General features: G+C 70.7%; 21 protein-coding genes and 3 pseudogenes. 15 read left to right on the top strand and 9 right to left on the bottom strand.

All coding sequences use genetic code 11. The features are described from left to right. Positions 1-263: 263 nt before the first annotated feature. Positions 264-422: pseudogene (locus tag GEV28_RS23155) on the top strand (transposase); the annotation flags it as partial. A gap of 389 nt (positions 423-811) precedes the next feature. Here the strand turns inward: GEV28_RS23155 and GEV28_RS23160 are convergent. Beyond that, entirely contained in the window at positions 812-1,177 is a 366-nt protein-coding gene (locus GEV28_RS23160) for an RNA-binding S4 domain-containing protein (protein WP_291414222.1), read from the bottom strand. Between the two features lie 110 nt (positions 1,178-1,287). Between GEV28_RS23160 and GEV28_RS23165 the strand changes: the two genes are divergently transcribed. Together GEV28_RS23165 and GEV28_RS23170 are read left to right on the top strand one after the other, a co-directional pair. Further along, on the top strand, positions 1,288-2,175 hold the full coding sequence (locus GEV28_RS23165; protein WP_291414223.1) for a zinc-binding dehydrogenase: 888 nt from the start codon (positions 1,288-1,290) through the stop codon (positions 2,173-2,175). 392 nt (positions 2,176-2,567) lie between these two features. Beyond that, positions 2,568-3,224, top strand: a complete 657-nt coding sequence (locus GEV28_RS23170) for a TNT domain-containing protein (protein ID WP_291414224.1) — start codon at positions 2,568-2,570, stop codon at positions 3,222-3,224. Positions 3,225-3,283: 59 nt separating this feature from the next. On the opposite strand, the gene GEV28_RS23175 is transcribed toward GEV28_RS23170, so the two are convergent. Beyond that, complete coding sequence (locus GEV28_RS23175) at positions 3,284-3,667, bottom strand: hypothetical protein (protein WP_291414225.1); 384 nt, start codon at positions 3,665-3,667, stop codon at positions 3,284-3,286. 142 nt (positions 3,668-3,809) lie between these two features. Here GEV28_RS23175 and GEV28_RS42490 point away from each other — a divergent pair. Both GEV28_RS42490 and GEV28_RS23190 read left to right on the top strand, forming a co-directional pair. Continuing rightward, positions 3,810-4,124, top strand: a pseudogene (locus GEV28_RS42490) (class I SAM-dependent methyltransferase); the annotation flags it as partial. Between the two features lie 232 nt (positions 4,125-4,356). After that, positions 4,357-4,527, top strand: coding sequence for a hypothetical protein (locus tag GEV28_RS23190; protein ID WP_291414228.1), 171 nt, complete (start codon positions 4,357-4,359; stop codon positions 4,525-4,527). Here GEV28_RS23190 and GEV28_RS23195 read toward each other — a convergent pair. Then, positions 4,512-5,423, bottom strand: coding sequence for an SMP-30/gluconolactonase/LRE family protein (locus GEV28_RS23195; RefSeq protein ID WP_291414254.1), 912 nt, complete (start codon positions 5,421-5,423; stop codon positions 4,512-4,514). The genes GEV28_RS23190 and GEV28_RS23195 overlap by 16 nt on opposite strands. An 86-nt stretch (positions 5,424-5,509) precedes the next feature. On the opposite strand from GEV28_RS23195, the gene GEV28_RS23200 reads away from it, so the two are divergent. Beyond that, positions 5,510-5,968 (top strand): Lrp/AsnC family transcriptional regulator, encoded by a 459-nt coding sequence (locus GEV28_RS23200; RefSeq protein WP_291414229.1) that lies wholly within the window; start codon positions 5,510-5,512, stop codon positions 5,966-5,968. Here GEV28_RS23200 and secF read toward each other — a convergent pair. The 3 genes from secF to GEV28_RS23210 form a co-directional block, all read right to left on the bottom strand. Beyond that, positions 5,944-7,635 (bottom strand): protein translocase subunit SecF, encoded by a 1,692-nt coding sequence (gene secF, locus GEV28_RS23205; protein WP_367115164.1) that lies wholly within the window; start codon positions 7,633-7,635, stop codon positions 5,944-5,946. The genes GEV28_RS23200 and secF overlap by 25 nt on opposite strands. Further along, positions 7,578-8,186, bottom strand: coding sequence for a hypothetical protein (locus GEV28_RS42495; protein ID WP_367115165.1), 609 nt, complete (start codon positions 8,184-8,186; stop codon positions 7,578-7,580). Before GEV28_RS42495 ends, secF begins: the two co-directional genes overlap by 58 nt. 72 nt (positions 8,187-8,258) lie before the next feature. Further along, the gene (locus GEV28_RS23210) at positions 8,259-8,789 is read right to left on the bottom strand and encodes a hypothetical protein (RefSeq protein WP_291414230.1); all 531 of its coding nucleotides are present in this window, start codon (positions 8,787-8,789) and stop codon (positions 8,259-8,261) included. A 454-nt stretch (positions 8,790-9,243) separates the two neighbouring features. Here GEV28_RS23210 and GEV28_RS23215 point away from each other — a divergent pair, with 454 nt between their 5' ends. The 3 genes from GEV28_RS23215 to GEV28_RS23225 all read left to right on the top strand — a co-directional run bounded on the left by GEV28_RS23215 (position 9,244) and on the right by GEV28_RS23225 (position 16,502). Beyond that, positions 9,244-10,278, top strand: a complete 1,035-nt coding sequence (locus tag GEV28_RS23215; RefSeq protein WP_291414231.1) for a multicopper oxidase domain-containing protein — start codon at positions 9,244-9,246, stop codon at positions 10,276-10,278. Positions 10,279-10,389: 111 nt separating this feature from the next. Further along, positions 10,390-14,307, top strand: coding sequence for a ThuA domain-containing protein (locus GEV28_RS23220; protein WP_291414232.1), 3,918 nt, complete (start codon positions 10,390-10,392; stop codon positions 14,305-14,307). 74 nt (positions 14,308-14,381) lie between these two features. Further along, complete coding sequence (locus tag GEV28_RS23225; protein WP_291414233.1) at positions 14,382-16,502, top strand: plastocyanin/azurin family copper-binding protein; 2,121 nt, start codon at positions 14,382-14,384, stop codon at positions 16,500-16,502. 126 nt (positions 16,503-16,628) lie between these two features. Here the strand turns inward: GEV28_RS23225 and GEV28_RS23230 are convergent. Beyond that, positions 16,629-17,680: pseudogene (locus GEV28_RS23230) on the bottom strand (TetR/AcrR family transcriptional regulator). 67 nt (positions 17,681-17,747) lie between these two features. On the opposite strand from GEV28_RS23230, the gene GEV28_RS23235 reads away from it, so the two are divergent. The 6 genes from GEV28_RS23235 (at position 17,748) to GEV28_RS23260 (ending at position 24,201) form a co-directional block, all read left to right on the top strand. Then, on the top strand, positions 17,748-18,905 hold the full coding sequence (locus GEV28_RS23235) for a cytochrome P450 (protein ID WP_291414234.1): 1,158 nt from the start codon (positions 17,748-17,750) through the stop codon (positions 18,903-18,905). A 44-nt stretch (positions 18,906-18,949) separates the two neighbouring features. Then, entirely contained in the window at positions 18,950-19,732 is a 783-nt protein-coding gene (ddaH, locus tag GEV28_RS23240; protein WP_291414235.1) for a dimethylargininase, read from the top strand. Between the two features lie 188 nt (positions 19,733-19,920). After that, positions 19,921-21,453, top strand: coding sequence for an alpha/beta hydrolase (locus tag GEV28_RS23245; protein WP_291414236.1), 1,533 nt, complete (start codon positions 19,921-19,923; stop codon positions 21,451-21,453). A 114-nt stretch (positions 21,454-21,567) separates the two neighbouring features. Then, positions 21,568-22,674 carry a histidine kinase gene (locus GEV28_RS23250; RefSeq protein WP_291414237.1) on the top strand — a complete coding sequence of 369 codons (1,107 nt, stop codon included), beginning with the start codon at positions 21,568-21,570 and terminating at the stop codon, positions 22,672-22,674. After that, a complete protein-coding gene (locus tag GEV28_RS23255; protein WP_291414238.1) occupies positions 22,671-23,339 on the top strand; it encodes a response regulator transcription factor in 669 nt (222 codons plus the stop codon). The genes GEV28_RS23250 and GEV28_RS23255 overlap by 4 nt, the downstream gene beginning before the upstream one ends. Before the next feature lie 466 nt (positions 23,340-23,805). Continuing rightward, positions 23,806-24,201: an SgcJ/EcaC family oxidoreductase gene (locus GEV28_RS23260; RefSeq protein ID WP_291414239.1), complete on the top strand. Its 396-nt coding sequence runs from the start codon at positions 23,806-23,808 to the stop codon at positions 24,199-24,201. Between the two features lie 64 nt (positions 24,202-24,265). Here the strand turns inward: GEV28_RS23260 and GEV28_RS23265 are convergent, their stop codons facing one another. Beyond that, positions 24,266-24,808, bottom strand: coding sequence for a dihydrofolate reductase family protein (locus GEV28_RS23265; RefSeq protein WP_291414240.1), 543 nt, complete (start codon positions 24,806-24,808; stop codon positions 24,266-24,268). Further along, entirely contained in the window at positions 24,808-25,713 is a 906-nt protein-coding gene (locus GEV28_RS23270; protein WP_291414241.1) for an alpha/beta hydrolase, read from the bottom strand. The genes GEV28_RS23265 and GEV28_RS23270 overlap by 1 nt, the downstream gene beginning before the upstream one ends. Positions 25,714-25,740 lie beyond the last annotated feature (27 nt).

Raw genomic sequence — 25,740 nt, forward strand, 5'->3', positions numbered from 1 at the left:
CATCCCGGCCCGCCTCGTGGAACCGACCACGTAGACGTTGCCGCGCCCCCTGCGAGATAGGCGACATGGCCGGGGGAAGCGGCAGCGCCGGTTGTCCGGAGTGGACGATCAGATGGTCTCGGTGTCCGCCAAGGCTTGAACCCGTGGTGAGATCCGCTACGCCTCCACGAAGGGCTGGGCGCACTGCCCCGCGGGTGTGACGGCTCCGGTGCAGTACGGGCCGCGGATCACCGCGATCATCCTGTACCTGTAAGTACATCCTGATCACCTGCCACGCCAGGCGTGGCCGCAAGGGCATCGACGATGCCGGTGTGCTGGGCCGGTTCCGTGGTGTCGCGGTGCACGACGCGTGGGCACCCTATGACACCTACCTCGAGGTCGAACGCCAACTGTGTTGCGCGCACGCCCTGCGGGAGTTGGCCGCCGTCGCCGAGGTCGCGGCCATCGGGCCGACTGGTGCTGGGCTACCGAGGCCGCCGACGCGCCGGTTGCCATGCGGAAACTGGTCGCCGAGGCCCAACACCACCGGAGCCGACGCACTCGATCCCGAGTCGCCGGCTTTCCAGGTCCACCGCGACCGCTCGGTCGCCCAGATCGGGATCAAACACGGCAAACACTTCTTCGACACCCTCGTCATGCTCGCCGAGGGCACCCCCGGCTGCCAGCAACTCGATGACCTGACCAGTTACCCGGTAACAACCCATGGGCGGGCCGCTTCATGCATCGACAACTTCAAATCCTCGAACTCGCCTCCTGATCTTGAATCGGCCGTGCCTCGCCGCGCCCCGATGGAATGGTGCTCGGGCGCGTTTCAGTATTGGCCGGTGCGGAACTTGTCGAGAATTCGGCGGTCTCTTTTCGTCGGTCGCCCGGTGCCTCGGTCCCGGCGGGCGACGGGTGTGGACTCTTCCGGAGGTGGGGCTGGGGTTCGGTCGATGTAGCAGGTGGCGGCGTCGGTCGCGCCGACCCGTTTCTGGATCACGCGGACCACTTCGACGACTCGGGTCTTGTCGCCAACGCGGGCGCGTACCTCGTCGCCGGCGGACACGGTCGTCGCGGGCTTGGCCGGCCGGTCGTTGACGCGCACGTGCCCGCCCCGGCAGGCCGCGGCGGCATCCGGTCGGGTCTTGGTCAGCCGGACCGCCCACAGCCAGCGATCCACACGGGTGGACTCCACAGCTGTACATGATGACCTGTGGACGCCCGTTCCTGAAGTTGGACAGGGATCGGCGGGAATCTTCTCGGTGCGTCGCGGGTTGCCGGTGATCATCGGGAAGGTGGTTCTGGATGCGTGCGCTCGTGGTGGATCCGGCCGCGCCGGGGGCGGTGCGGCTCGCTGACGTCGCCGAGCCCGTGGCCGGGGACGGGGATGTGCTCGTCGAGGTGCGGCACACCTCGCTGAACTACGGGGACCTCAACGACGCGAGGTCCGGGCGGGTGCCGGCGGGCGCGGTGCTCGGGTCGGACGTCGCCGGGGTGGTGGTCGGCGGGGCGTTGCCCGTCGGCACCCGGGTCGTGGGGTTGGCCGCCGGGGCGTTCGCCGCGCGGGTCGTCGTTCCCGTCCACTCCGTGGCCGAGGTGCCGGCCATGGTCGATCTCGCGCGGGCGGCGGCGCTCCCGGTGGCCGGGGTCGCCGCGTTGCGGGCGTTGCGCGCGGGCGGCGCTTTGCTCGGTCGGCGCGTGCTGGTCACCGGCGCGTCCGGCGGGGTGGGGCGGTTCGCGGTGCGGCTCGCCGCGATCGCGGGCGCGCGCGTGATCGCCTCGGTCGGGTCGGCGGCTCGCGCCGAGGGGCTCCTGGCGGACGAGGTCGTTGTGGGGCTGGACAACGTCACCGGGCCGGTCGATCTCGTGCTGGACAACGTCGGTGGGGCGCAGCTCGTCGCGGCCTGGCAGCTGCTCGCGCCCGGCGGGAGCCTGCAGAGCATCGGGTGGACGTCCGGTGAGCCCGCGGTGTTCCCGCCGTACTCGACCATCGGGCCGGCCAAGTCGCTCACCTCGTTCATCAACGATGGGCCGGTCGGCGCGGATCTCGCCGACCTGGTGCGGCTCGTCGAGTCCGGCGACCTCCCGGTGGAGATCGGCTGGCGCGGACCGCTCGAGAGCTTCGCCGAGGCGGCGCAGGCGTTGCGCGACCGCCGGGTCAACGGCAAGGCCATCCTCGACGTGACCGGGTAGCCGCGGCTTTCCGGACTTCGCGCGTCGGCTTCCGTGCGAAGCCGGAATTTCTCACCTGGTGGCCTTACGGAATTCCCACGTTCGGGTGATCCGGCGAAATCCGATGGCGAGCTTTCGCGAACCTTGGTGCGGCCGAACAGGTGAATCCCGTGTGGACACATTCCGCCGGTGCCAGGCGCGACACTAGTGTCGCGTGATCCTGTTCCTTTGCGTCCGCTGTGGATCAACGTGGCTCCTGGCAAGGCGGAGGAAAGTCGCTCGTACCGGGTTGTACTTGGGCTTTTCTCCAACGCGGCCAGGGGCTGCGTTGGCCGCAGCGGCGTAAAGGTTTCAGGGTCACGCGACACTAGCGTTCGGCCGGGGATTTCCGCACGAGCACCGGAGGCCGGGAGATGAGATGGGCACGGCGGGTCGGCACGATTGTCGCCGCGTGGTTGTTGGTCGGGTTCGCCCTCGTGCCGGTGGCACAGGCGGCGCCGGCATCGCTGACAGCACTGACATCTCCGACCGAATGTTCCACCGAGCTCTACTACGGGGACCGGCGGCTCGGCCCGCAGGGCCTCCCCACGCTCGGCGCGGTGGGCACCCAACTGCTCGGCTACAGCCGCACCGGCTACCACCCGTCCGAACAGTTCCTCGACGTCTTCTACGACGACGCCGCCAACACCTGGCGCTACCCGCCACAGGACGGCTACGTCATCGGCTTCGACGGGGACGCGGTCACGTGGGAGCAGACCCTCCTGCGCGGCACGCGCATCGACCGCTACGGCAGCGAGTTCGGCGCCTTCCTTGCCCCGCAAGGACTTCCTTACACCACCCGGGCGATCCCGCCGGCCAACCTGGTCGGCAACCCGGCCGCGGGCTGCAACTACCACGTCTACCAGGTGCGCCGCCCCTTCGATGTCGACGCGGGCCCGATCGCGCCCTGGTTCTTCCAGGTCGGCGGCGGTCTGCAGTACCAGCTCGACGGCGAGCTCGTCCCGGGCGCCCCGGCGAACCTGTCGGTGATGTGGTTGCTGGACAACGGGTATCTGGCCAGAGTCAGGTGAGCAGAAGAAGGCGCCGGCACCGGTCGAGGGGGAGAACCGGTGCCGGCGCTGTGCAGACCTCAGGCGGTGACCGCCCGGGACTGCTTGCTGTAGGCCGCCTTCACGGCCAGGATGCCGGCGACCACGGCCGTGATCACCCCGACGATCCGGAGCCACGAGCCGGCCGTCGCGCCGAGCTCGTCGAACTTCGTCAGGTAGGACGCGGAGCCGCTGCCGAAGAAGCCGGCGATCTCGGCCGCACCGGCCAGGATCGCGACGATCCCCGCCCACCGGAGCTTGGTGACCATCTGGGCCGCGGCCACCAGGACGAAGATGAGACCCGGCGGAACGGCGGGCATGGTGATGCCGCCGAGCTTCTGGAGGACGAGCCCGACCGCGCCGACGAGCAGACCGGCGATCGTCCAGACCCGAGCCGACGAGGTGGCCGGCGCTTGCGTACCCATGTCATCTCCTGCTGTGTCGGACCGACGTTCGACACAGAGAGTCCCAGCCCGGACGCGCCGAGTCGTCGGGCACGCGACTACTCCTCGGCTACTCCGCGGGAGGTAGATCGCCACCCGCGCCTACTCCGCAACCGGAAGGTGGATGTCGTTGACCAGTACCGAGCAGGGCGACCGGGTGCTGGACGTCGGCGCGGGGCGAGGCGCGGTGGCCAGGGCCGCGCTCGCCCGCGGCTGCGTGGTGACCGCGGTCGACGCGTCGGCCGGCATGGTCGAGCGGCTGCGCATCGACTACCCGACGATCATCGCCCGCCGGCTCGACGCCGGTGAGCTGGACTTACCCGACGCCTCGTTCGACGTCGTCACGGCGGGCTTCCTCGTCCAGGTGCTCGACGACCCGGCCGCCGCGCTCGCCGAGTTCCACCGGGTGCTCGTCCCGGGCGGCACGGTCGCGCTGTCGCTGGAGCGGCAGACCGTCGGCCGCCTGAGGTGGCTGCACGACCTGAACGCCGAGTTCTTCGGCGCGGGTGGTGGACCGGGCCCGATGACCGCCGACCAGCTCGACACCCTCCTACCGACGCCGGTTTCGAGCGGCTCTCGCGGACCGAGATCGACATCCCGAAGACCGTGCCCGACCCGGCCGCACTGTGGGAATGGCTCGGCCGGCAAGGCATCCAGCAGGTGCTCGATGCTTGCCGGCGCAGCGCTCGGCGGCGTTCCGCGAGGCTTTCTTCGTCGGCGCGCAACGGATGCACGACGACGGCGGCATCGAGCTGGAGTTCGGCGCCACCCTGCACCGCGCCGTCAGCACACGCGACAACGTCCCTGGTGGGCCCGGCCACCCCGGTCAGGCGGCGGGATAGACCGCCCCGTTGAAGGTCACCCGCAGGGCGTACACCGAGGTCCCGGCGGTGATGAACAGGTGGTTGCGCTTCGGGCCGCCGAAGGTGAGGTTGGCGACCGGCTCGGGCAGCAGCAGCTTGCCGATCAGCGTGCCGTCGGGGTCGAAGCAGTGCACGCCGTCCCACGCGGCGGCCCAGACCCGGCCGGCGTCGTCGAGCCGGATGCCGTCGAACCTGCCGTGGTCGCACTCGGCGAAGATGCCGCCGCCGGTGAGCGTGCCGTCGCCGGTGACGTCGAAGCGCCTGATGTGGCTGGGTTCCTGCCGGGTGTCCACAATGTACAGCTGTCGCTCGTCGACGGAGAACGCGAGCCCGTTGGGCCGGCAGAAGTCGTCGGCCACCACGCGGACGTCGCCGGTCTGCTGGTCGATGCGGTAGACGTGGCAGGCGCCGATCTCGCTCTCGGCCTTGTTGCCCTCGTAGTCGCCGTCGATACCGTAGGCGGGGTCGGTGAACCAGACGGAGCCGTCGGCGCGGACGGCGACGTCGTTGGGGCTGTTGAGGCGTTTGCCGTCGTGGTGGGTGGCGAGCACGGTGACCGTGCCGTCGTGCTCGGTGCGGGTGACCCGGCGGTTGCCCTGCTCGCAGCTGACCAGCCGGCCCTGCCGGTCGATCGTGTTGCCGTTGGCGTAGCCGGAATGGTGGCGGAACACGCCGACCTCGCCGGTGGTCTCGTCCCAGCGCAGGAGGCGGTCGTTGGGGATGTCGCTCCAGACGAGGTAGCGGCCCGCGGCGAAGTAGGCGGGTCCCTCGGACTTGCGGGCGCCGGAGTGCAGCCGCTCGATCACGAAGTCTCCGTCGACGCCGTGGAACCGCTTGTCGACGAGCTGGAAGGTGGTGGGGATCGTGTCGACCATCATGTGCTCCTCTTCGAATCTGGTTCAGATGATAGCGCACGATGCCGAATGAGATATGGTGTGTCGCCGATCTGATTGGAGCTCATATGGTCGACGATCTGGACCGTGCGCTGCTCGCCCAGCTCCGCCGCGACGCGACCCAGTCCTACGCCGCGCTCGGCCAGGCCGTCGGCCTGTCGGCGGGCGCGGCCCACGAGCGCGTCCGCAAGCTGCGCGAACGCGGCGTCATCCGGCGCACCACGGTCGACGTGGACCCGGCCGCTGTCGGCGAGGCGGTGCTGGCGTTCGTGATGATCGACGCCAACGCGTGGATGGGCGACCAGCCGACCCGCGATGCCCTCGCGACCATCCCGGAGATCCGGGAGGCGCACATCATCGCGGGGTCGGCGTCGCTGCTGGTGAAGATCCGCACGGCGACGACCGAGGAGCTCCAGGACGTCCTACGCCGCCTGTTCGAGATCGACGGCGTGACCGGCACGCAGACGATCGTCGTCCTGGAGACCGTCCTCGATCATCCGGATCAGACCACCGCGCCGCTGTCCTGACGGGTCGGGCGCGGGGCCGGGGTGCGGCGCCGGCCCGCGCCGGGCCACCTGCGGTCCAGCACCACCGCCAGCGGGCCCGCGGTGGCCACTGTGGACACCGTGCCGACGACCAGGCCCAGGAGCAGCGCGAGCGCGAAGTCGGCCAGCGAGCCGTCGCCCAGGAACAGGAGCGCGCCCAGCACGAACATCACCCCGATGCCCGTGTTCACCGTGCGGGGCAACGTCTGCAGCACGGCCGCGCCGACGACCCGGGCGAACGGGTCGCGCCTGCGTTGCCCGCGCAGCTCGCGCACCCGGTCGAACACCACCACCGAGTCGTTCACCGAGTAGCCGATGACGGTCAGCAGCGCGGCCAGGAACACGCCGTCCATCGTCTTGCCCAGCCAGGCGAAGATGCCCAGCACGAGCAGCACGTCCTGGGCCAGCGCGGCGACCACGGCGAGCCCGAGGCGCCAGTCGAACCGCACCGCCAGGTAGCTCAGCTGCGCCACCACCGCGAGGCCCAGCGCGACCAGCGCCTGGACGCGCAGCTCCGCGCCCATGCTCGGCCCGATCTGCTCGTCGCGCACCTCCTCCGCCGACCCCGTGACCGACTCGACCGCGGCCTGGATCCGGGCCGCGCCCGCGTCGTCGACCGGTTCGGTGCGGACCGCCACCGCGTCGGCGTCGGACAGCTGCACGACCGCGCGGGGGAAGCCGGCATCGGCCACCGCGTCCCGCACCTGGTCCACGTCGGCGCTCGGGACCGCGTACTCCAGCACGCGGCCGCCGGTGAACTCGACGCCCAGGTTCGGTCCGACCGCGACCAGGCCGACCAGTGCCAGCCCGACCGCCACGAGCGCACCCGTCAGCCAGCGTCGCGGCCGGGACAGGAAGTCCGGGTTCCGCCGATGGACCCAGCGGCGCACCGGGCCCTCGTGCGCGATGCCCGACAATGCGGGCCACCGGCCGAGGGGCGAGCGGAGCGTCGCCACCAGCAGCAGCCGGGTCAGCACGAGCGAGGTGAACATCGACGCGAGCACGCCGACGGTGAGGGTCACCCCGAAGCCGCGAACCGGCCCCGACGCCAGCCAGAACAGCAGGCCCGCCGCCAGCAGCGTGGTGACGTTCGAGTCCACGATCGCAGAGAGCGCGCCGCGGAACCCGCGTTCGGCCGCCCTGGGTAGGAGCCCGCCCACCTCGCGGGCCCGTTCGAACGCCAGCACGGTGGCGTCCACCGCCATGCCGATGGCCAGCACGAACCCGGCGAGCCCCGGCAGGGTCAGCGTCGCGCCGATCGCGAGCAGCGCCGCGTAGGACACCGCCGCGTAGGCGACGAGCGCCACCACCGCGACAAGTCCGGCGAGCCGGTACACCGCGACGAGGAACAACGCGATCAGCGCGAGCCCGATCACCGCGGCCCGCGCGCTGACCTCGATCGCCTCGGCGCCGAGCGTGGGGCCGACGGTCCGCTGCTCGACCACCTCGACCGGCACCGGCAGCGCGCCCGCGGTGATCAGCAGTGCCAGGTCGCTGGCCTCGGCCTGGCTGAACCGGCCGGTGATCTGGGTGCTGTCCCCGGGCATGCCGACGCCGCACCGGATCGACGGGTCGACCTGCGGTGCGGAGATCACCTCCTCGTCCAGCACGATCGCGACCCGGCGGGCGGGGTCGCCGGTAGCGCGCACGCGGCGTCGGCGGTGAGCCGCCGCCACGCCTCGCCGTCCCGGAACTCGATGCCGACGGCCCAGCCGACGCCCTGGGGGTCGCGGGCGGCGCTGGCATCGGTGACACCGTCCCCGCTGAGCGCGGCCGGCCCGAGCGGCAGCTGCTGGCCGGACTCGTCGGGCAGGACCTTCGCGGCCGGTGCGGCGGGGTCGAGCACCGGGTGGAAGCTCAGCGCGGCGGTCCGGCCGATCACCTCGACCGCCTCGGCGGGGTCGCGGACATCGGGCAGCTCGACGACGATCCGGTTCGTGCCGGACCGGGCGAGCATCGGCTCGGCGACGCCGAGCGCGTCGACCCGGCGGCGGAGCACCTCGAGGGTGCGGTCGGTGGTCTCCTCGTCGGCCTTCGTGGTCGGCGAGTCGCGGGTCTCGAGGACGATCTGGGTGCCGCCGCGCAGGTCGAGGCCGAGGCGCGGGGCGGTGGTCATGAGCAGGTAGGTGGTGACGGCGAGGACGGCGAGCGACAGTAGCGCGCGGGTCAGTGGACCTCGCCGCGCGGGGGTGCGCGACACGGGTTTTCCTCCAGTGACAGGGATGCGTGACAGGGGATGTGCGGCACGGGCGGTCGCCGCGTGCCGGGTGGGCTACAGATCCACCTGTCGTGCCGGAGGTGCCCGGTCGGCCGCCGGCTGCCGGTGCGCGCGCGGCTGCTCGCCGGTGGTCGCGGGGGAGCGCTGCGCGGTCGGGGCCGGCGGGGTCAGGTCGGCGGCCGGATCCCCGGCGGCCAGCGGGATGTCGGGCGTGCTGTGCTGCGGGGCCGGCGCCTGCGGGGTGGTCGCCGCGATGTCGACCATGCCGACCGTGACGGTGCCGGGCGCGCCGGGCGCGGCGTCGGCCTGAGCGGGCGCGGCCGACCCGAAGAGCGCGAGCAGCGCGACGAGCAGCGCGAGTGCCACCCCACGCCTGTTCGCGAACCCGTCCACGGTAGGCACGGTAGCCGAGATCAGACGTGGCTCGGCGACGCCGTCGTCCAGCAGCTCCTGCCGCCCGGTCACTAGATGGCGATGCCTCGTCCGCGCGCCCGTCCCGTTGACCGCCGAGCCGGTCACGCGTGGCGCGCCGGCCGCCGGCGCCGACGACCTGCCGCGCGCCGCCATGAGTACGGTCACCTGCACGTCACCGGTCCATATTTGATCCAAACCGCCGCTCGGGCGTCCGATCTGTCCCGAACTCTTTCGGCCAAGTGTTGAACTAACACACGGTGACGATGCAGGTGAAACGGTCAGGATCGGTGCCGTGGGTCACGTATTAGGCCGTTTGGCCTCTTAACTTTTGTCGCTGGGCGACATAAGTTCGACACGTTTGATCGGAAGCGGCTCAGCCAACCGAGGGCCAGCCCGGCGCAGACACCGGGCCGAAAGGCGAGGCAGCGTGACAACGGATGTCACCGCAGCGGCACGCGGGTTCCATCGTCGTGCGCCGTCCGCGGACCGGCGTGCCATTCACGGTGCGCCACGCCGCCGATCTCCCAACCCCACCCCTGCCCGTCCTGCCGTGCCCCGATATCGGCCGGACTCCCTAGGTCAGTCCTGACGACCCCGTTTCCCCTTGTCCGAATGGAGATCCACGATGGACGAAAGCCCTCAACCCGGCCGGTGGTCACGCCGCTCCATGCTGGCCGGCGCCGCCGTGGGCCTCGTCGCCCCGATCGCGGTCGGTGGTGCGGCCGCGCCCTTCGCCCTTGCCCAAGGTCAGCCGAAGGGCAAGCTCCGCAAGATCACCGTCTACGCCGAAGCCCTGCCCGGCGGGCTGTTCGGCTACGGGCTGGCACCCGGTGAGGCCACGATCCCCGGCCCACTGCTGGAGATCTACGAGGGCGACACCCTCGAGATCGAGCTCGTCAACAACACGACCGAGCGCCTGTCGATCCACCCGCACGGCGTCAACTACGAGACCACCTCCGACGGGTCCCCGCTCAACGCCTCCTTCAACGAGCCGGGCGAGACCCGCACCTATGTCTGGCGTACCCGCGCCCAGTACAAGGCGGGCGGCGGCTTCTACATGCCGGGCAGCGCCGGCTTCTGGCACTACCACGACCACGCCATGGGCACCGACCACGGCAGCGGCGGCATCATGAAGGGCCTCTACGGCGGCCTGATCGTGCGCCGCGCCGGGGACCTGTTGCCGGACAAGCAGTTCACCATCGTGTTCAACGAGATGTCCATCAACAACAAGGTGGCTCCCGACACGCCGATGTTCGAGGCCAACCAGGGCCAGCGGGTGGAGTTCGTGTGCGTCGGGCACGGCAGCTTCCCGCACACCTTCCACCTGCACGCGCACCGCTGGGCGGACACCCGCACCGGCATGCTGCGCGGCGACGGCGACTACAGCCACGTGGTCGACAACCGGAACCTCGACCCGGGCAGCTCCTTCGGCTTCCAGGTGCTCGCCGGTGAGGGCGTAGGCCCCGGCGCGTGGATGTACCACTGCCACGTCCAGTCCCACGCCGACGGAGGGATGGTCGGCATCTTCCTCGTCCGCAACCCGGACGGAAGCATGCCCCCCGGCGCGCAGGAGGCGATCGACCGCTTCCACGGCCACGTGCACGCGGAGTCCACGACCGCGCAGAACGTCGCCCCCGGCGCGCACACCGGCCACAGCTGACCAGCACGACAACCAGACAATCCCCAACCACCAATGAAGGAGCACGGGATGGGACGAAGAGTTCCCAGAAGCTTGTCCCGGCGGCGAGGACTGAGAACCACCGGGGTGGTGATGATCAGCGCGGCCATGGCGTTCGGCACGCTGCTCGCCCCGGCGGTGACCGGTACCAACGCGCCGGTCGCGCAGGCGGCCGCGACCGTCGCGCCGGTGAACGTGCTGGTCTTCCACGGTGCTGCCGCGGACCAGCTCGACCCGGTCGTCCGCGCGACCGACGCCATCGCGGGCCTCGGCCAGCAGAACGGCATGGCGGTGTCGGTCACCACCGACCCGGCCGCGTTCACCCCGGAGAACCTCGCCCACTTCCGTGGCGTGGTGTTCCTCTCCGCGGAGGGCGTGTCCCTCAGCAACGCGCAGGAGACTGCGCTCCAGAACTACATCAAGGCCGGCAACGGCTACCTCGGCGTGTCCGACGCGTCGAAGTTCCAGCCCGACTCCGACTGGTTCACCGGCCTGATCGGCGCCCGCCCGGTCGGCTCGCTGCCCCCGGCCCTGCCGGTCGCCGTCGTGACCGCCAGCGCGGAGAACCCGCCGAGGGAGACCAAGGAAAATCTGACCGACGGCAACGAGAACACCAAGTGGTTGGCGTTCGATCCGACCGGCTGGGTCGCCTACCAGCTCGCCGCGCCGGCCGTGGTCACCAAGTACGCGCTCACCTCGGCCAACGACTTCGACGGCCGGGACCCGAAGAACTGGACCTTCCAGGGGTCCCAGGACGGGACCACCTGGGTCGACCTCGACACCCAGACCAACCAGGACTTCCCGGAGCGCTTCCAGCGCCGCGAGTTCGAGATCACCAACACCACGGCGTACTCGAACTACCGGCTCAACATCACCGCGAACGACGGTGAGCCGCTGGTCCAGCTGGCCGACTGGGGCCTCTACACCGCGGAGTCGGTGCCCCCGCCGGAGCCGGAGCCGCAGGAGGCCGTGGTAGATCTCACCGACCGCGAGCACCCGGCCAACGCCGGCCTGCCGCTCAACATCACCCGCACGGACCGGTGGCGCAACTGGGCCACGAACCCGGTCGGCACCGTCCACACGGTGGCGCAGGTCGAGGAGTGGAAGTACGACCCGGGCCAGGGAGCGAACGGTCCGTTCCACCCGATCTCCTGGTGCCGTGACGTCGACGGCGGCCGCTCCTTCTACACTGGCATGGGCGGCACCACCGGCAGCTACGGCGAGGCCGCGTTCCGCAGTCACCTGCTCGGTGCGCTCCGGTGGACGACCGGCATGGTCCGCGCGGACTGCCAGGCGACGATCGCGTCGAACTACAAGATCGAGCGGCTGACCGCACCCAACGCGACCGGCCAGCTCGACCAGATCGGCGAGCCGCACGGCATGGCGATCGCGCCCGACGGCACGGTGTTCTACGTCGGCAAGGCCGCGTGCCCGACCGGTCCGATCGTGGACTGGGAGGACCCGAACGTGGGTCTGGGCTGCGGCACGATCCACCGGTGGGACCCCGAGACCAAGACGGCCAAGCTGCTGACCACCTTGGACGTCATGGGCAACCGCGGCAGTGGTAGCGAGCTGGTCAAGAACGAGGAGGGTCTGCTCGGCATCGTGCCGGACCCGAACTTCGCGGACAACGGCTGGCTCTACGTCTACTGGATGCCGCACGAGTCGATCGACCGCGACAACCGGATCGGTTACCGGACCATCTCCCGGCTGACCTACGACTTCGAGAACGACACGATCGACCAGGCCACCCGCAAGGACCTCATGGAGTGGCCGGTCCAGATCCACAGCTGCTGCCACGCCGGCGGCGGCATGGCCTTCGACGCGGAGGGCAACCTCTACGTCGGTTCCGGTGACAACAACTCGTCGCAGGGATCGAGCGGCTACTCCGGGAACAACTGGACCCAGGAGTACAAGGGCGTGTCCTTCCAGGACGCTCGCCGCACCGCGGGTAACACCAACGACCTCGCGGGCAAGATCATCCGGATTCACCCGGAGGCGGACGGCACCTACACGATCCCCGAGGGCAACCTCTTCGCGCCGGGTACGCCGAAGACCAAGCCGGAGATCTACGTGATGGGCGTGCGCAACATCGCGCGCATCGCGATCGACCCCGAGCACGACTGGCTGACCGCCGGCTGGGTCGGTCCGGACGCGGGTTCGCCGAACCCCGACCTCGGGCCGGCGAAGTACGAGACCGCGACGATCATCACCGACGCGGGCAACCACGGTTGGCCGTACTGCATGGGCAACCGGCAGCCGTACCGCGACCGCAGCAACGTCGACGCCGAGGTGCTGACCGGTTGGTACGACTGTGACCACCCGCTGAACACCTCGCCGCGCAACACCGGCCAGGTCGAGCTCCCGCCGATCCGGGACAACATGATCTGGTACTCGCCCGACGGCGGTGGCCCGGTCTTCCCGAAGCGGCCGGACAGCTCGATCCCGACCTACAACGCGGCGGACGCCACCTACACCCAGCCGTACCTGCAGGGTGGCGGCCAGGCGATCATGTCCGGTCCGACCTACCACTACGACCGGGTCGACACCGACAGCGGTGTCGCGTGGCCGAAGTACTGGGACGACAAGTGGTTCATCGGTGACGAGTCCAACTCGCGCAACCGTGTCGCGGTGACTGTCGACCCGGCGGGCGTCCCGACGCACCAGCCGCCGGTCTTCGCCGAGACGCTGCGGCAGATCCTCCCCAACGGCGGCGGCGACGACAGGTTGCAGAGCTGGATGGACGCGAAGTTCGGCCCGGACGGCGCGCTCTACATGCTCGACTACGCCGGTGGGTTCTTCTCCCTGGACCAGAACCAGAAGCTGATCCGGGTGACCTACCAGGGTGGTCCGCCCACCCCGCTGCCGGCGGCGTCGTCGGTCGGGGCGGTGGCGGTCCAGAACAAGCCGCTGACCTACCAGTTCAGTGGTACGAAGGCCGGCGGCGTGGCCTGGGACTGGGACTTCGGTGACGGCAAGACGTCGACCGAGGCCAACCCGCGGCACGCCTACACCCGGGTCGGTCCGTACACCGCCAAGGTGACCGTGACCTACGCGGACGGCGAGACCGCGCTCATCCGGACGAACATCAGCGTCGGCTGTGTGGTCTCGGACCCGAACACCAAGGTGACCTTCGGCGACACCGACACCAAGGTGAACAACAAGAACGCCGGCGGCGGCTGCAAGGTCGACGACCTGATCGACGACGAGAGCACGTGGGGCTCCCACAACGCCTTCGTCACCCATGTCGAGAAGGTGACCGACCAGCTGAAGAGGCTCGGCATCCTCAACGCCAAGCAGCAGAAGACCCTGAACCAGGACGCCAAGAAGTCCCCGATCGGGGAACCCGGCACCACCGGGTACGACGCGATCTACGACGGGACCGACACGTCCTTGTACGGGTGGGCGCAGGCCCCGTCCGGGAACTTCGCGATCCAGAAGGACGGCTCGCTCAGATCCGCGGGCGGGCTCGGGATGCTGTGGTACGCCCAGCAGGCGTACGGCGACTTCTCGATGAAGGTCCAGTTCCGGGACATCGCACCGGAAGGGCACCGCGCGAACAGCGGCATCTTCGTCCGGTTCCCTGATCCTCGGACACCGCTGGCGCAGCGCCCGCCCGGCAGCTGTGGCACCACCGGATCCGCACGGTCGTCGGAGGCGTGGGTCGCGATCTACTGTGGACAGGAGGTCCAGATCTACGACGGCGACACCGGGGAGCCGCAGAAGACCGGGTCGATCTACAACTTCGACCTGGTGCCGCTCGCGGATGCCGGCGTGACGCCGAAGAACCAGTGGAACGAGTACGAGGTCCGGGTTGTCGGGCAGCACTACACGATCACCCGCAACGGCGTGGTGATCAACGAGTTCGACAACACACCGGGGCAGGAGTCCTCCCGTGCCGGTGACCCGCCGACGGATCTGCGGCAGTTCGCCAGCGGCTTCGTCGGGCTGCAGAACCACAGTGACAACGATCTGATCGAGTTCCGCAACATCCGGGTGCGGCAGCTGTAACCGAGCGGTCGGCCGGTGCGGGTCCATCCCGCACCGGCCGGCCCTCACCTTTGCTCGTCCCTTTGGAAGGTGCCATGTTCCGACCTTTTCTCGCCGCGCTCGGCGCGGCGGTGACCGTGCTGGGGCTGGTGGCGATGCCGGCCTCGGCCTCGCCCAACACGTCCCCACCCGCGGCGGGCGATGCCGTCGCCGCCGCGCAGACCCTGACCTGGACCGCCAACGACAGCACCACCGCGTACGCCTCCGCCCCGACCACCGCGGTGTCGGGTGAGACGACGATCGTGTTCGAGAACAGTACGGCGACCGGCAACACGACCTTCATGACCCATACGCTGACGTTCGACACGTCCACCCCCGGCTACAACCACGACGTGAACGTGAATATCACCGCCAGCCCGCTCGACTCGAACGGCGGGCGGCACGAGGTGCAGGCGACCCTGACCCCGGGCAAGTACCGGTTCTTCTGCTCGATCCCGGGCCACAGCACGATGAACGGTGAGTTCACCGTCACCGACGGCGGCGATGACACCACCCCGCCCGTCGTGACCGCACAGCTCACCGGTGAGCAGGACGCCGACGGCAACTACGTCGGCAGCGCGACCGCCACCCTGACCGCCACGGACGACTCGTCCGGTGTGGACAGTGTGGAGTACCAGTTGGACGGTGCGGCCTGGACGACCTACACCGCGCCGGTCGTGGTGGACGCCGTGGGCGACCACATGCTGCACTACCGGGCCACCGATGTCGCGGGCAACACGTCCGCCGAGGGCATGGAGGACTTCACCGTCGTCGCGGACGATGAGGAGGACACCACGCCGCCGACCGTGTCGGCCGAGGTGACCGGTGACCAGGACGCCGACGGCAACTTCGTCAACAGCGCCACCGTCGCCGTCACCGCCACGGACGACGGTTCCGGGGTGGCCACGGTGGAGTACGAGATCGACGACACCGGGTTCCACCCGTACACCGAGCCGGTGACGGTCACCGCGTTCGGTGACCATACCGTGCAGTACCGGGCCACCGACGCCGCGGGCAACGCGTCCGAGACGGGTTCGACGCCGTTCCGGATCGTCGACGGCAGCACCGAGGACACCACCCCGCCGTCGGTGTCCGCGGAGGTGTCCGGTGAGCAGGACGCCGACGGCAACTACATCGACGCCGCGGTCGTCACCATCGCCGCGACCGACGAGGGTTCCGGCGTGGCATCGGTGGAGTACAAGCTGGACGACGGCGAGTGGACGGCGTACAGCGCGCCGGTCACCGTCAACGCGCCCGGCGAGCACATGGTGAGCTACCGGGCCACCGACGTCGCCGGCAACGTGTCCGACGAGGGCATGGCGCACTTCACCGTGGTGGAGCAGGACACCACCGCGCCGACCGCGTCGGCCACCGTCGTCGGTGAGCAGGACGCCGACGGCAACTACGTCAACACGGCGGTCGTCACCTTGTCGGCCACCGACGAGGGCTCCGGCGTCGCGTCCATCGAGTACTCGTTGGACGGTGCAGCGTTCGCTCCGTACGGCGACCCGGTCGAGGTCACCGCGGCGGGTGCGCACACGGTGAGCTACCGGGCGACGGACCTGGCAGGCAACGTGTCCGAGGAGGGCTCGGTCGACTTCACGGTCGTCGAGGACCCGAACGACGACACGGTGCCCCCGTCGGTGTCCGCGCTGGTGTCCGGCACCCAGGACGCGAGCTGGAACTACCTGGACAGCGCGACCCTGACGCTGGACGCGTTCGACGCCGACTCCGGCGTCGCGACGGTCGAGTACAAGCTGGACGACGGCGAGTGGACGGTGTACACCGAGCCCGTCACCGTCGACTCGGCCGGCACCCACACGGTGACCTACCGGGCGACCGACGTGGCGGGCAACGTGTCGGCCGAGCTGTCCGGCTCGTTCACGATCGTCGAGACCGGTTCCGATGAATGCCCCAACTCCGACACCCGGGCCACGGTGATCATCGGGATCAACGACTCCGGCGTGGCCAACGTCGACACCGGCAACGGCTGCACGATCAATGACCTGATCGCGGAGAACGCGGAGTACGGCAACCACAACCGCTTCGTGAAGCACGTCAACAAGGTGACCACCGACCTGGTGGAGGCCGGCGTGATCACATCGCTGGAGCGCAGCGCCATCATGTACGCCGCGACGGAGTCGGACATCGGCAAGTCCGCGCGGAAGTCCGTGTAGTTTCTCGTGCTCGACTCGGGGCCCCGGTGTCACCGCCACCGGGGCCCCACCCGTGCCATCCTCGCGAGTCCAACGTTCCGGACCCGCGAGTCCAACGCCCAGGACTCGCGAGGCTTGGTGGGGTGGCTACCGGTGGCGCGAGTGCGCGGTGGCGGTGGTGGCGATGGCCTGGCCGGCGCCGGCACCCTCGGCTCGTTGGACCACCCGGCCGGCCTCGACGCGCAGGACGTGCTCCGTCTCGTTGCTCACCGCGGGGACGCCGGCCGCCGCGGCGATCGCGGCCCGCTCGTCCAGCACCACCTGTAGCTCGGGCCACGCCCGTTCCGGGAAGGACTGGCGCAGGCAGCCGCACAGCTCGGTGACGGTCAGGCGGGCGAGCGGGCCCAGCTCGGCCGGCTCGTTGGTGACCAGCACGGCGGTGACTCCCGCGGTCGGCGCGGTGCCGAACCCACCCCGGACCGCTTCCTCGAGCGCTGCCAGGCGGTGCAGGCCGACGACCGCCACCACGCCGTCGCCCAGGCGGGCCGGTGCGCCGGTCACCAGGTCCACCGCGTCGGGCGGCGACCACCCGGCGTCGGCCGGCGCCACGGGCGGGACCGCGGGCGGCGGGGCCCACCAGTCGTTCAGCTCGAGGGTCGCCAGCCGCTCGCATGCGCCGATCACGTCGAAGGGCTCCTCGAAGCCCGGTGCGACGGTCGACAGCGAGCTGGCGCCGTGCAGCACCGTGAGCACCGTGGACGCCAGCCGCACCAGGCGGGCGCCCGGCTCGGGCGGGTCCAGGCGCTCCAACGCGAGGCTCAGCAGCAGCGCGTTCAACCGCAGCAGCTGCGTGTACGGCCGGCGCGGAACCTCGGCGAACAGGTCGGCGAACAGGTCGGGGTTGTCCGAACGCGACACCCACGCCCGAGCCAGCGAACCGAGTGCCTCCCGCGGCGTGTGGCCCAGCGAGGGGAGCGGCGGCACCGGCGCGGCGGCGACGCCTCGGCCAGCACCGCGAAGTACAGGGCGCGCTTGCCGGGGAAGTTCGAGTAGACCGCGCCGCGGGTGAGCTCCGCCCGCTCCGCGATCTCGTCGATCTTCGCGTCCCGGAAGCCGCGCTCGGCGAACTCGGACCGCGCCGCGGCCAGCATCTTCGCGCGGTTGCGCTCCCGGGTCTCCACTCTGCTCAGCCGGCTCACCGCCCCAAAATACCGACATCATTCAGATGATGAGATCATATGATTAGAACACTCCAAAGGAGGACGCATGACCGTACCCGAGATCGACCTTGCCGACCCGGCGCTGCTGAGCGACCCGTTCACCGTGTACGGGCGCGTCCGGGAGGCGTCGCCGCTGGCCAGCATCCCCATTCCCGGCATCGGCGCCATGTGGGCGCTGACCAGGCACGACAACGCGCGCGCGATGCTCGCCGACCCGCGGTTCGAGATCAACGCGGCAAGCTTCCTGCGCCCCGAGGTCCCCGAGGACTGCCTGCCGTACATGCGCACGATGTCGGAGATGGACGGCCCCGACCACGCCCGCCTCCGCAAGCTGGTCGCGCCCGCGTTCACCCCGCGCCGCGCCGAGCGGTTCCGGCCGCGCATCCAGCCGCTCGTGGACGCGCTGCTCGACGACTTGCCCGCCGGCGACGTCGACCTCCTCGAGCACTTCGCCCGCCCGCTGCCGATCGACGTCATCTGCGAGCTCGTCGGCATCCCGCGCGCCGACCGCCCGGGGTGGCGGGAGTCGGGCGGCACGGTCGCGCGAGGCTCCGGGCCGGACTTCGCCGCCGCGATCCCCGTGATCATCGCCGGTGCCAAGGACGCCGTCGCCCGACACCGCGCCGACCCGGGCGACGACCTGCTCGACGACCTCATCCGGGTCCAGGCCGAGGACGGCGATCGGCTGAGCGACACCGAGCTGGTCACGCTCGTCTGGCACCTCGTGATCGCCGGCCAGACACCGGCCAACCTCATCGCCAACGCCGTCGCGCTGCTGCTCGCCGAGCCGAGGCACGTCGCCGCGTTCCACGCCGCGCCCGGGCGCGCGGTCGAGGAGCTGATCCGCTGGTGCGGCCCGGCGATGATGTCGATTCCCCGCTACGCCCGCGAGGACGTCGAGCTGTGCGGCGCGCGGGTGCGCAAGGGCGAGCCGGTCACCGCGGTGGTGGCGTCGGTCAACCGCGACCCGCGCGCCTTCACCGACCCCGACGAGCTCGACCTCGGCCGGTCCGCGGCGCCGTCGGGCCACCTCGGGTTCGGGCACGGGCCACACTTCTGCCTCGGCGCGTCGCTGGCCCGGGTGCAGACCGAGGTCGCGCTCATCACGTTGCTCCGCCGCTTCCCGGGACTGTCCTTGGTGGACGCCGAGCGCGCCCCCGACCCGGGCACCTGGCGACTCGCCACGCTGCGGGTGACGCGGTGAGCGGCGTCCCGCGCGCGGACCGGCGGCGCTGACACACTGGCGGCGTGACGAATCGCGCGTTGGTCCGCCGCCCGAGCCCGCGGCTGGCCCAGGGGCTGGTCTCCCACATCGACCGCCGGCCGGTGGACGTCGAGCTCGCCGCCGCGCAGTGGCAGCGTTACGTCGTCGCGCTGGCGGACGCGGGCTGGGAGGTCGTCGAGGTGCCACCCGCCGACGACTGCCCCGACTCGGTGTTCGTCGAGGATCCCGTTGTGGTGTACCGAGATCTGGCGGTGATCGCCCGCTCCGGCGCGCCCGCCCGGCGGCCGGAGGCGACCGGGGTGGAGACCGCGGTGCGGGCGGCCGGCTACCGGGTCGCGCACATCGTGGCGCCGGGCACCCTCGACGGCGGGGACGTGCTGAAGATCGGCTCGACCGTCTATGTGGGACGCGGCGGCCGCACCAACGACGATGGCATCCGCCAGCTCGCGTCCCTGCTGGCCGCGACGGTCGTCCCGGTGCCGGTGACGAAGGTGCTGCACCTGAAGTCCGCCGTGACCGCACTGCCGGACGGGAGCGTGATCGGCTACCCGCCACTGGTCGACGACCCGTCGGTGTTCGCGGGCTTCCGCGCGGTGCCGGAGGAGGCCGGCTCGCATGTCGTGCTGCTGGGCGGGGACCGGGTGTTGATGGCGGCCTCCGCGCCGGCCACGGCGGCGTTGCTCGCGTCGATGGGCCTCGATCCGGTCGCCGTCGACATCAGCGAGTTCGAGAAGCTGGAGGGCTGCGTGACGTGCTTGTCGGTCCGCCTCAGACCAGTGTCCGGTGCCGCGCCCGAAGCTCGGTGACGAGGTCGGCGGCCGCCGGTGAGCGCGTCGCCGAGTTCGGTGGGTTGTGTTGATGGTGGCCGGCAGTCCAGAAATAGAGGTGGTACCGACCCACCTCATCGCCGTACTACCGGAGATGTACCACCGGCGCGTCCGCGTTAGCCGCGAGCCGGATGTCCATGCCACGCTCGGTTTCTACCCTTGCTCTCATGATCACGACTCGGAGTCGGTTGTTCCTCGTCGCCGGACTGTCCGCGATGAGCAGCCTGGGTTTGGCAGTGTCGCTGCGCTTTCCCGAATTGCTGTTGGATGATCCGGCGCTGGCCGGTTCGCTCGGGGTCGCCCGCACCGTCGCGTCGCTGGCGAGCTTGCTCGGCCTGCTGGCCGCCGGTGCCGGGCTGGTGGCGCTGGCCCGAGCGTTCACCCCGAAGCGGCGACTGGTAACCGTTCTCGGCTTGGTGGGTGGCCTGTCCTGGGTGGCGAGCGCGCTGCTGGGGTTGGTCCTGGTGCCGTTGTGGGCCAACGGCGGCTCGGCCGGCGTGCGGCCGGTCGCCGGCATCGCGTTTGGGTGCTTCACGATCGTCGCACCGCTCGCGCTGGCCGGCTGGACGGTGGGGCTGGTGCGGCGGCTCGGTCGCGCTCGCGTCACCGGGGTACTCGGTGCGCTGGGGTTGGTGCTGACCGTCGGGCGTTCGGTGCTGTGGGCGGTCGACGCGGCCCTACCGGCGGTCGACGGCTACTACGTCGCCTCGGCGATCGTGACCGTCCTCGCGCTGCTCGGCTTCCCCATGTGGTTGTTCTGGCTGGTCCGTATCGGGTCCACTTTAGACGGCGATCGACCCCGGCTGGCCGTAGCGCTGCTTGGCGTCGTCGCCGTGCTGGCGCAGGTCGCGGTGACCACGGCCGGCACGCCGGTACCGGCCGGCGACGGCGTCCCGTCGGTACCGAGCGTCGGCGGCTCCGCCATCTACCTGCTCATGCTGGCCATTGCCGACATGCCGCCGACCAGCCGCGAGGAGCTGCTGGCACAGCGGCAGGACGACCACCATGCCCGGGTGGAGACACCGCCGGGTGCCACACTGGAGAGCGTCGACATGGGCGGCGTCCCGGCCGAACGTATCTGCGCGGGCGGCGCGGCGGCGGATCGCGCGGTGCTGTACCTGCACGGCGGCGGTTTCGTGCTGCCGCTGGGCAACGGCGGTCGCCGGTTGGCGGCCGCCCTGTCACGGGCGAGTGGTGGTTGCGCATTCGTGCCCAACTACCGGCTCGCGCCGGAGCACCCGTTCCCCGCGCAGGTGGAGGATTCCGTGCGGGCCTACCGGTGGCTTCGCGGGCAGGGAATCGCGGCCTCCCGGATGGTGATCGCCGGGGACTCCGCGGGCGCCACGGTCACGCTGTCCACCGCACTGTCCTTACGCGACAGCGGGGACGAGCTGCCGGCCGCCTTGGTCGCGCTGTCCCCGGCCACCGACTTTACGCTGAGCGGCGCGACCCACCGGACCAAGGCGGCCAGCGACGCCGTGCTGGGCCCCGCGGACGTGGCCTTCTCGGTACGCAGCTACCTGGGCGCGACCGATCCGCGCGACCCGCTGGCCTCCCCGCTCTACGCGGAGGTTCACGGGCTTCCCCCGACCCTGCTGATGGCGGCAGCCAGGAGGTGCTGGCGAGCGACTCGATCCGGATGGCCGACCGGCTGCGCGACGCAGCCGTGCCGGTACAGCTCGAGGTCTGGCCGGGCATGACGCACGTCTGGATGTCGGTCGTCGAGGAGATCATGGAGGCGCACCTGGCCGTCCGGCACATCACGGACTTCGTCGCGCGTCATGTCTCGTAAGGGTGTCCGTACGCTGACGCTCATGCGGACAATCCGGGCCGCCGTCGCGCGCCACCCGATGCTCGCGGACGCGGTGCTCGCTGCGGCGCTGGCCGCGCTGCTTGCGCGCGTGACGGCCGAGCTCGGCACCGTCCCGACGTGGGGGTGGGTGTGGCTCGCGGCGCTGCACCTGCCGCTGGTGTGGCGGCGGCGCTGGCCGGCGGCCGTGTTCTGGATCGTGGTGGTGATCGCGTTCACAGCGGTGAGCCTCGGTGCCGCCGGGCCGGCCCTGCTGATCGTACCGACGGTCGCCGGCTACACCGTCGCGCGACACCGGCCGCGGCGTGAGCTGTGGCCGCTGGTTGTGCCGGTGGTCGCGTTCGTCGCCGGGTGGGTAGGCAACGGGGGACCTCTGTCGGACGCGCTGGCCCTGGTGGCCGGGTTCGCCGTCGCCGTCCTGCTCGGCACGAACATCCAGACCCGCCTGGCCTATCTCGCCGAGTTCGAGGAGCGCGCTCGTGCCCTCGAGCGGGAGCGGATCGCCCGCGAGATGCACGACATCGTGGCGCACAGCCTGGCCGTCATCGTGACGCTGGCCGACGGCGCCGTGGCCATGACACCCGCCGATCCCGGGCGCGGCGTCCACCTGATGCGCACGACGTCGACGACCGCGCGGCAGGCGCTGACCGACATCCGCCGCCTGATCGGCACCCTACGTCTGTCCGAAGCCGACGATCAGCCGCCCGTGCCGCAGCCGGGTCTGCACGATCTCGAGGAGCTGGTCGGGCAGGTGCGCGGGGCCGGGCTGGACCTGACCCTGACCCGGACCGGCACACCGGGCTGCTGGGGGCCTGGGGCCGAGCTCGCGATCTACCGGATCGTCCAGGAGGCGCTCACCAACACCATCAAGCACGCCGGACCGCACGCCAGGGCCGAGGTCCGGCTGCGCTGCGCGGAAACTGCCGCCGATGTGGAGATCGTCGACGACGGCGGCGACCGGCCGGCCGCTGCGTCTCCCGGCGCCGGACACGGCCTGACCGGGATGATCGAGCGGGCCGCGCCCTACGGCGGCCGGGTGGAGGCCGGGCCCGCTCCCGGCCGCGGCTGGCGGGTGCACGCGTGCCTGTCCTTCGGCGAGTCGGCCGGATGAGCATCCGGGTGCTGCTCGTGGACGACCAGTCGCTGGTGCGGCTGGGATTCCGGGCCATGCTGGACCAGCAGCCCGATCTCGACGTGGTCGGCGAGGCCGGCGACGGGGCGTACGCCATCAGTATGACCAGGGCGCTGCGGCCAGACGTCGTGCTGATGGACGTGCGCATGCCCACGATGGACGGCATCGAGGCGACGAGGTGGATCGTCGAATCCGGTTCCGCCACGCGGATTCTGGTGCTGACCACGTTCGACCTCGACGAGTACGTTTTCGCCGCGCTGCGCGCAGGCGCGAGCGGGTTCCTGCTGAAGGACGCCATGCCGGAGGACCTGGTGGCCGGCATCCGCACCGTCGCCTGCGGCGACGCCGCAGTCGCTCCCGGCGTCACCCGCCGCCTGATCGAGGCATTCGCCCATCACCTCCCGGCCGGTCGTGCCTCGATCGACGATCGTCTCGACCAGCTCACCACGCGGGAACGCGAAGTCCTCGGTGAGCTGGCCAGGGCCCGCTCCAACGGCGAGATCGCGCAGCGGCTGCACATCACCCAGGCCACCGTCAAGGTGCACGTGAGCCGCATCCTCACCAAGCTCGACCTGCACGACCGCGCCCAGGTCGTCGTCTTCGCCTACGAGAACGGCGTCATCCGGCCGGGAACGGGCGCCTGACCACAGTCCACTGGAGGAAACGCCGTGGCGCACCACGCACACGTCCTGCCAGGAGTGCCCGCGTAGGCCTACGCGATTGGATCGACAGCACCGATTGGCAGGAGTTCGTGCTGCGTTCCCAGGAACCCAAACGCGCCGCGTTGAGCGGGCTGGCGCCGATCGCGCCGCAAAACCTGCCCCGGGGCATCGGGGTGGCCGAGCCGCCGCTCGCAGTAGATGCGATCCTGTCGCGTTCAGTCCGAGCCAGCGCGAGTGCGGTCGCGAGGGTGTCTAGATCGTTCGTCACACAATGATCATGGACACCTCGCCTCATGCGCCCAACTACCCCTTGGAATTAGTCATCTAGGACTGTCGAACCGCCCGAAACTGGTCGCGGCCGCGATGTCAGAGCCTGTCCAATTTGCCGGAGCACCCGCGTCGAAGTACTGACGTCGCCTATCCGGCGGCCCATCCAGAGGAGGAACCCATGACGGGACAGGACGAAGCCGCGATACGAGCCGTGCTGGCCGACATCTACGCGGCGCTGGCAGCCGGCGACGCCGACGCGTACGCGGCGTACTACGCCGAGCACGCCACCGTGCTCACGCCGGGCCAGGCGCATTGGGGCCGTGAGGCGCTGCGCAAAACTCTCGCCGAGTGGTTCTCCGGTCCGCTGCGCGGCGCCCGGGGCGTGTACGAACCGGCGAAGCTGTGGTTCGTGGGTACCGACGCGGCGATCGTGATCAGCCGTGGCTCGGTGCTGTTGGCCGGCCAGACGGAGATCTCGCCCACGGACGAGTTCATCGACACCTGGGTGTTCGGCCGTACGTCCGACGGCTGGCTGGTCGAAGCGTTCCACAGCTGCCCCGAGCACGCCGCCTGAGCGCGGGCGGTGAGCCGGGTGGGCCCGGCTCACCGCCCGACACCTGAGCACTGAGTATCGGACGCTACGCGGGGTCGGCACGTGCGTAGGACAGGGAAACGACCCCGGACGACCGGGCCTGCGCCGAGCGCAGTCGCAGGTGGGTCGCCGGTGCGAGGCGAAACAGCGGGACACCGTCGCCGATCAGCAGGGGAAACACCCAGAAGCCGACCTCGTCGACCAGGTCGTGGGCGAGCAGGGTTCGGGCCAGTTGGCCGAACCCGTACATCACGAGATACCCGTCGCCCTCCGACTTGAGCCGGGCGACGCTCCCCACCGGGTCGTCGGACACCAGCGTGCTGTTGGTCCACTCGACCGCGGTCAATGTCGACGAGAAGACGTACTTGCGGATCCCGTTCACGCGGTCGGCATACGGGCCGGTGTCCGCCGGCCAGGTCTCGGCGAAGTACTCGTACGTGACCCGGCCCATCACCATCGCGTCGCTGTCCCGCAGCAGCGCGAGCGAGCTTTCGGCCGCCTCCTCGTCGAAGTACGGGCCTGCCCACGACCGCGGGTCGCCGTACACGCCGTCGAGGGTGACCAACGTGTTCACGATGAGCTTGCGCATCACAGCCCCAACCGAGGACGTGCCCATGAGGCGAACCGGGCGAGCGCGTCGTCCGCCTCCGGCGCGTACCCGGCCGCCATCTGGAACGTGTGCTGCTGCTCGGGGAAGACGTCCAGGCGCACGTCGACACCCGCGGCCTTCGCGTGCTCGGCAAGCCGCTGTGCGTCGCCCAGGCCTGTCTCGTCCGCCCCGGCCTGCACGAACATCGGCGGGAACCCGGCAAGATCGGCATAGAGCGGATTCACCAGCGGGTCCTTCGGGCTGTACCCGTCGCTGAGGTGCAGGTCGACCAGCGGTTGGATGAACTCCCTGCGGAAGTACGGATCCTTCTCCCGGTTCGCTTCCAGCGTCTCGCTCGTCAGTTCCATGTCGACCCACGGCGACATGAGCAACAGCGCGGCCGGCAGCGGCAGATCCAGCTCCCTGGCACGGAGCACAGCGGTGACACACAGGCCGCCGCCGGACGAGTCGCCCGACAACGCGATGTGCTCTGCGGCGTACCCCTGTTCGAGGAGCCACCGGTAGGTGCTGACGGCGTCGTGCAGCGGCGCCGGGTGGTGATATTCCGGATTGAGCCGGTAGTGCACGAGCAACGCCTTGGCGCCGACCGCCTTCGCGAGGTGGCCGAACAGCTTGCGGTGCGTGTACAGCGATCCACCGACGAAACCGCCGCCGTGCAGCCCCAAGATCACGCGATCGGGCGCGGCGGACTTCGGCGTGATCCACATCGCCGGTCGGCCGGGCTCGTCGGTCTCGCTGTAGTCCACCCCGCGCGGCTCGCGGGTTATGTCTGCCCAGTGCTCACCGTTCTCGACGCGTTGCTGGGGATCCAGGTCCGGGTCGGTGAGCTCCTGCGCCCAGCGCACGTACATCTCCCGGACCGCCGCCGACTGCCTGCTTGCCATCAGGTACCTCTCTCACCGGGCCGCCCG

This window comes from Actinophytocola sp. (assembly GCF_009379765.1).
Classification (GTDB): Bacteria; Actinomycetota; Actinomycetes; order Mycobacteriales; family Pseudonocardiaceae; genus Actinophytocola.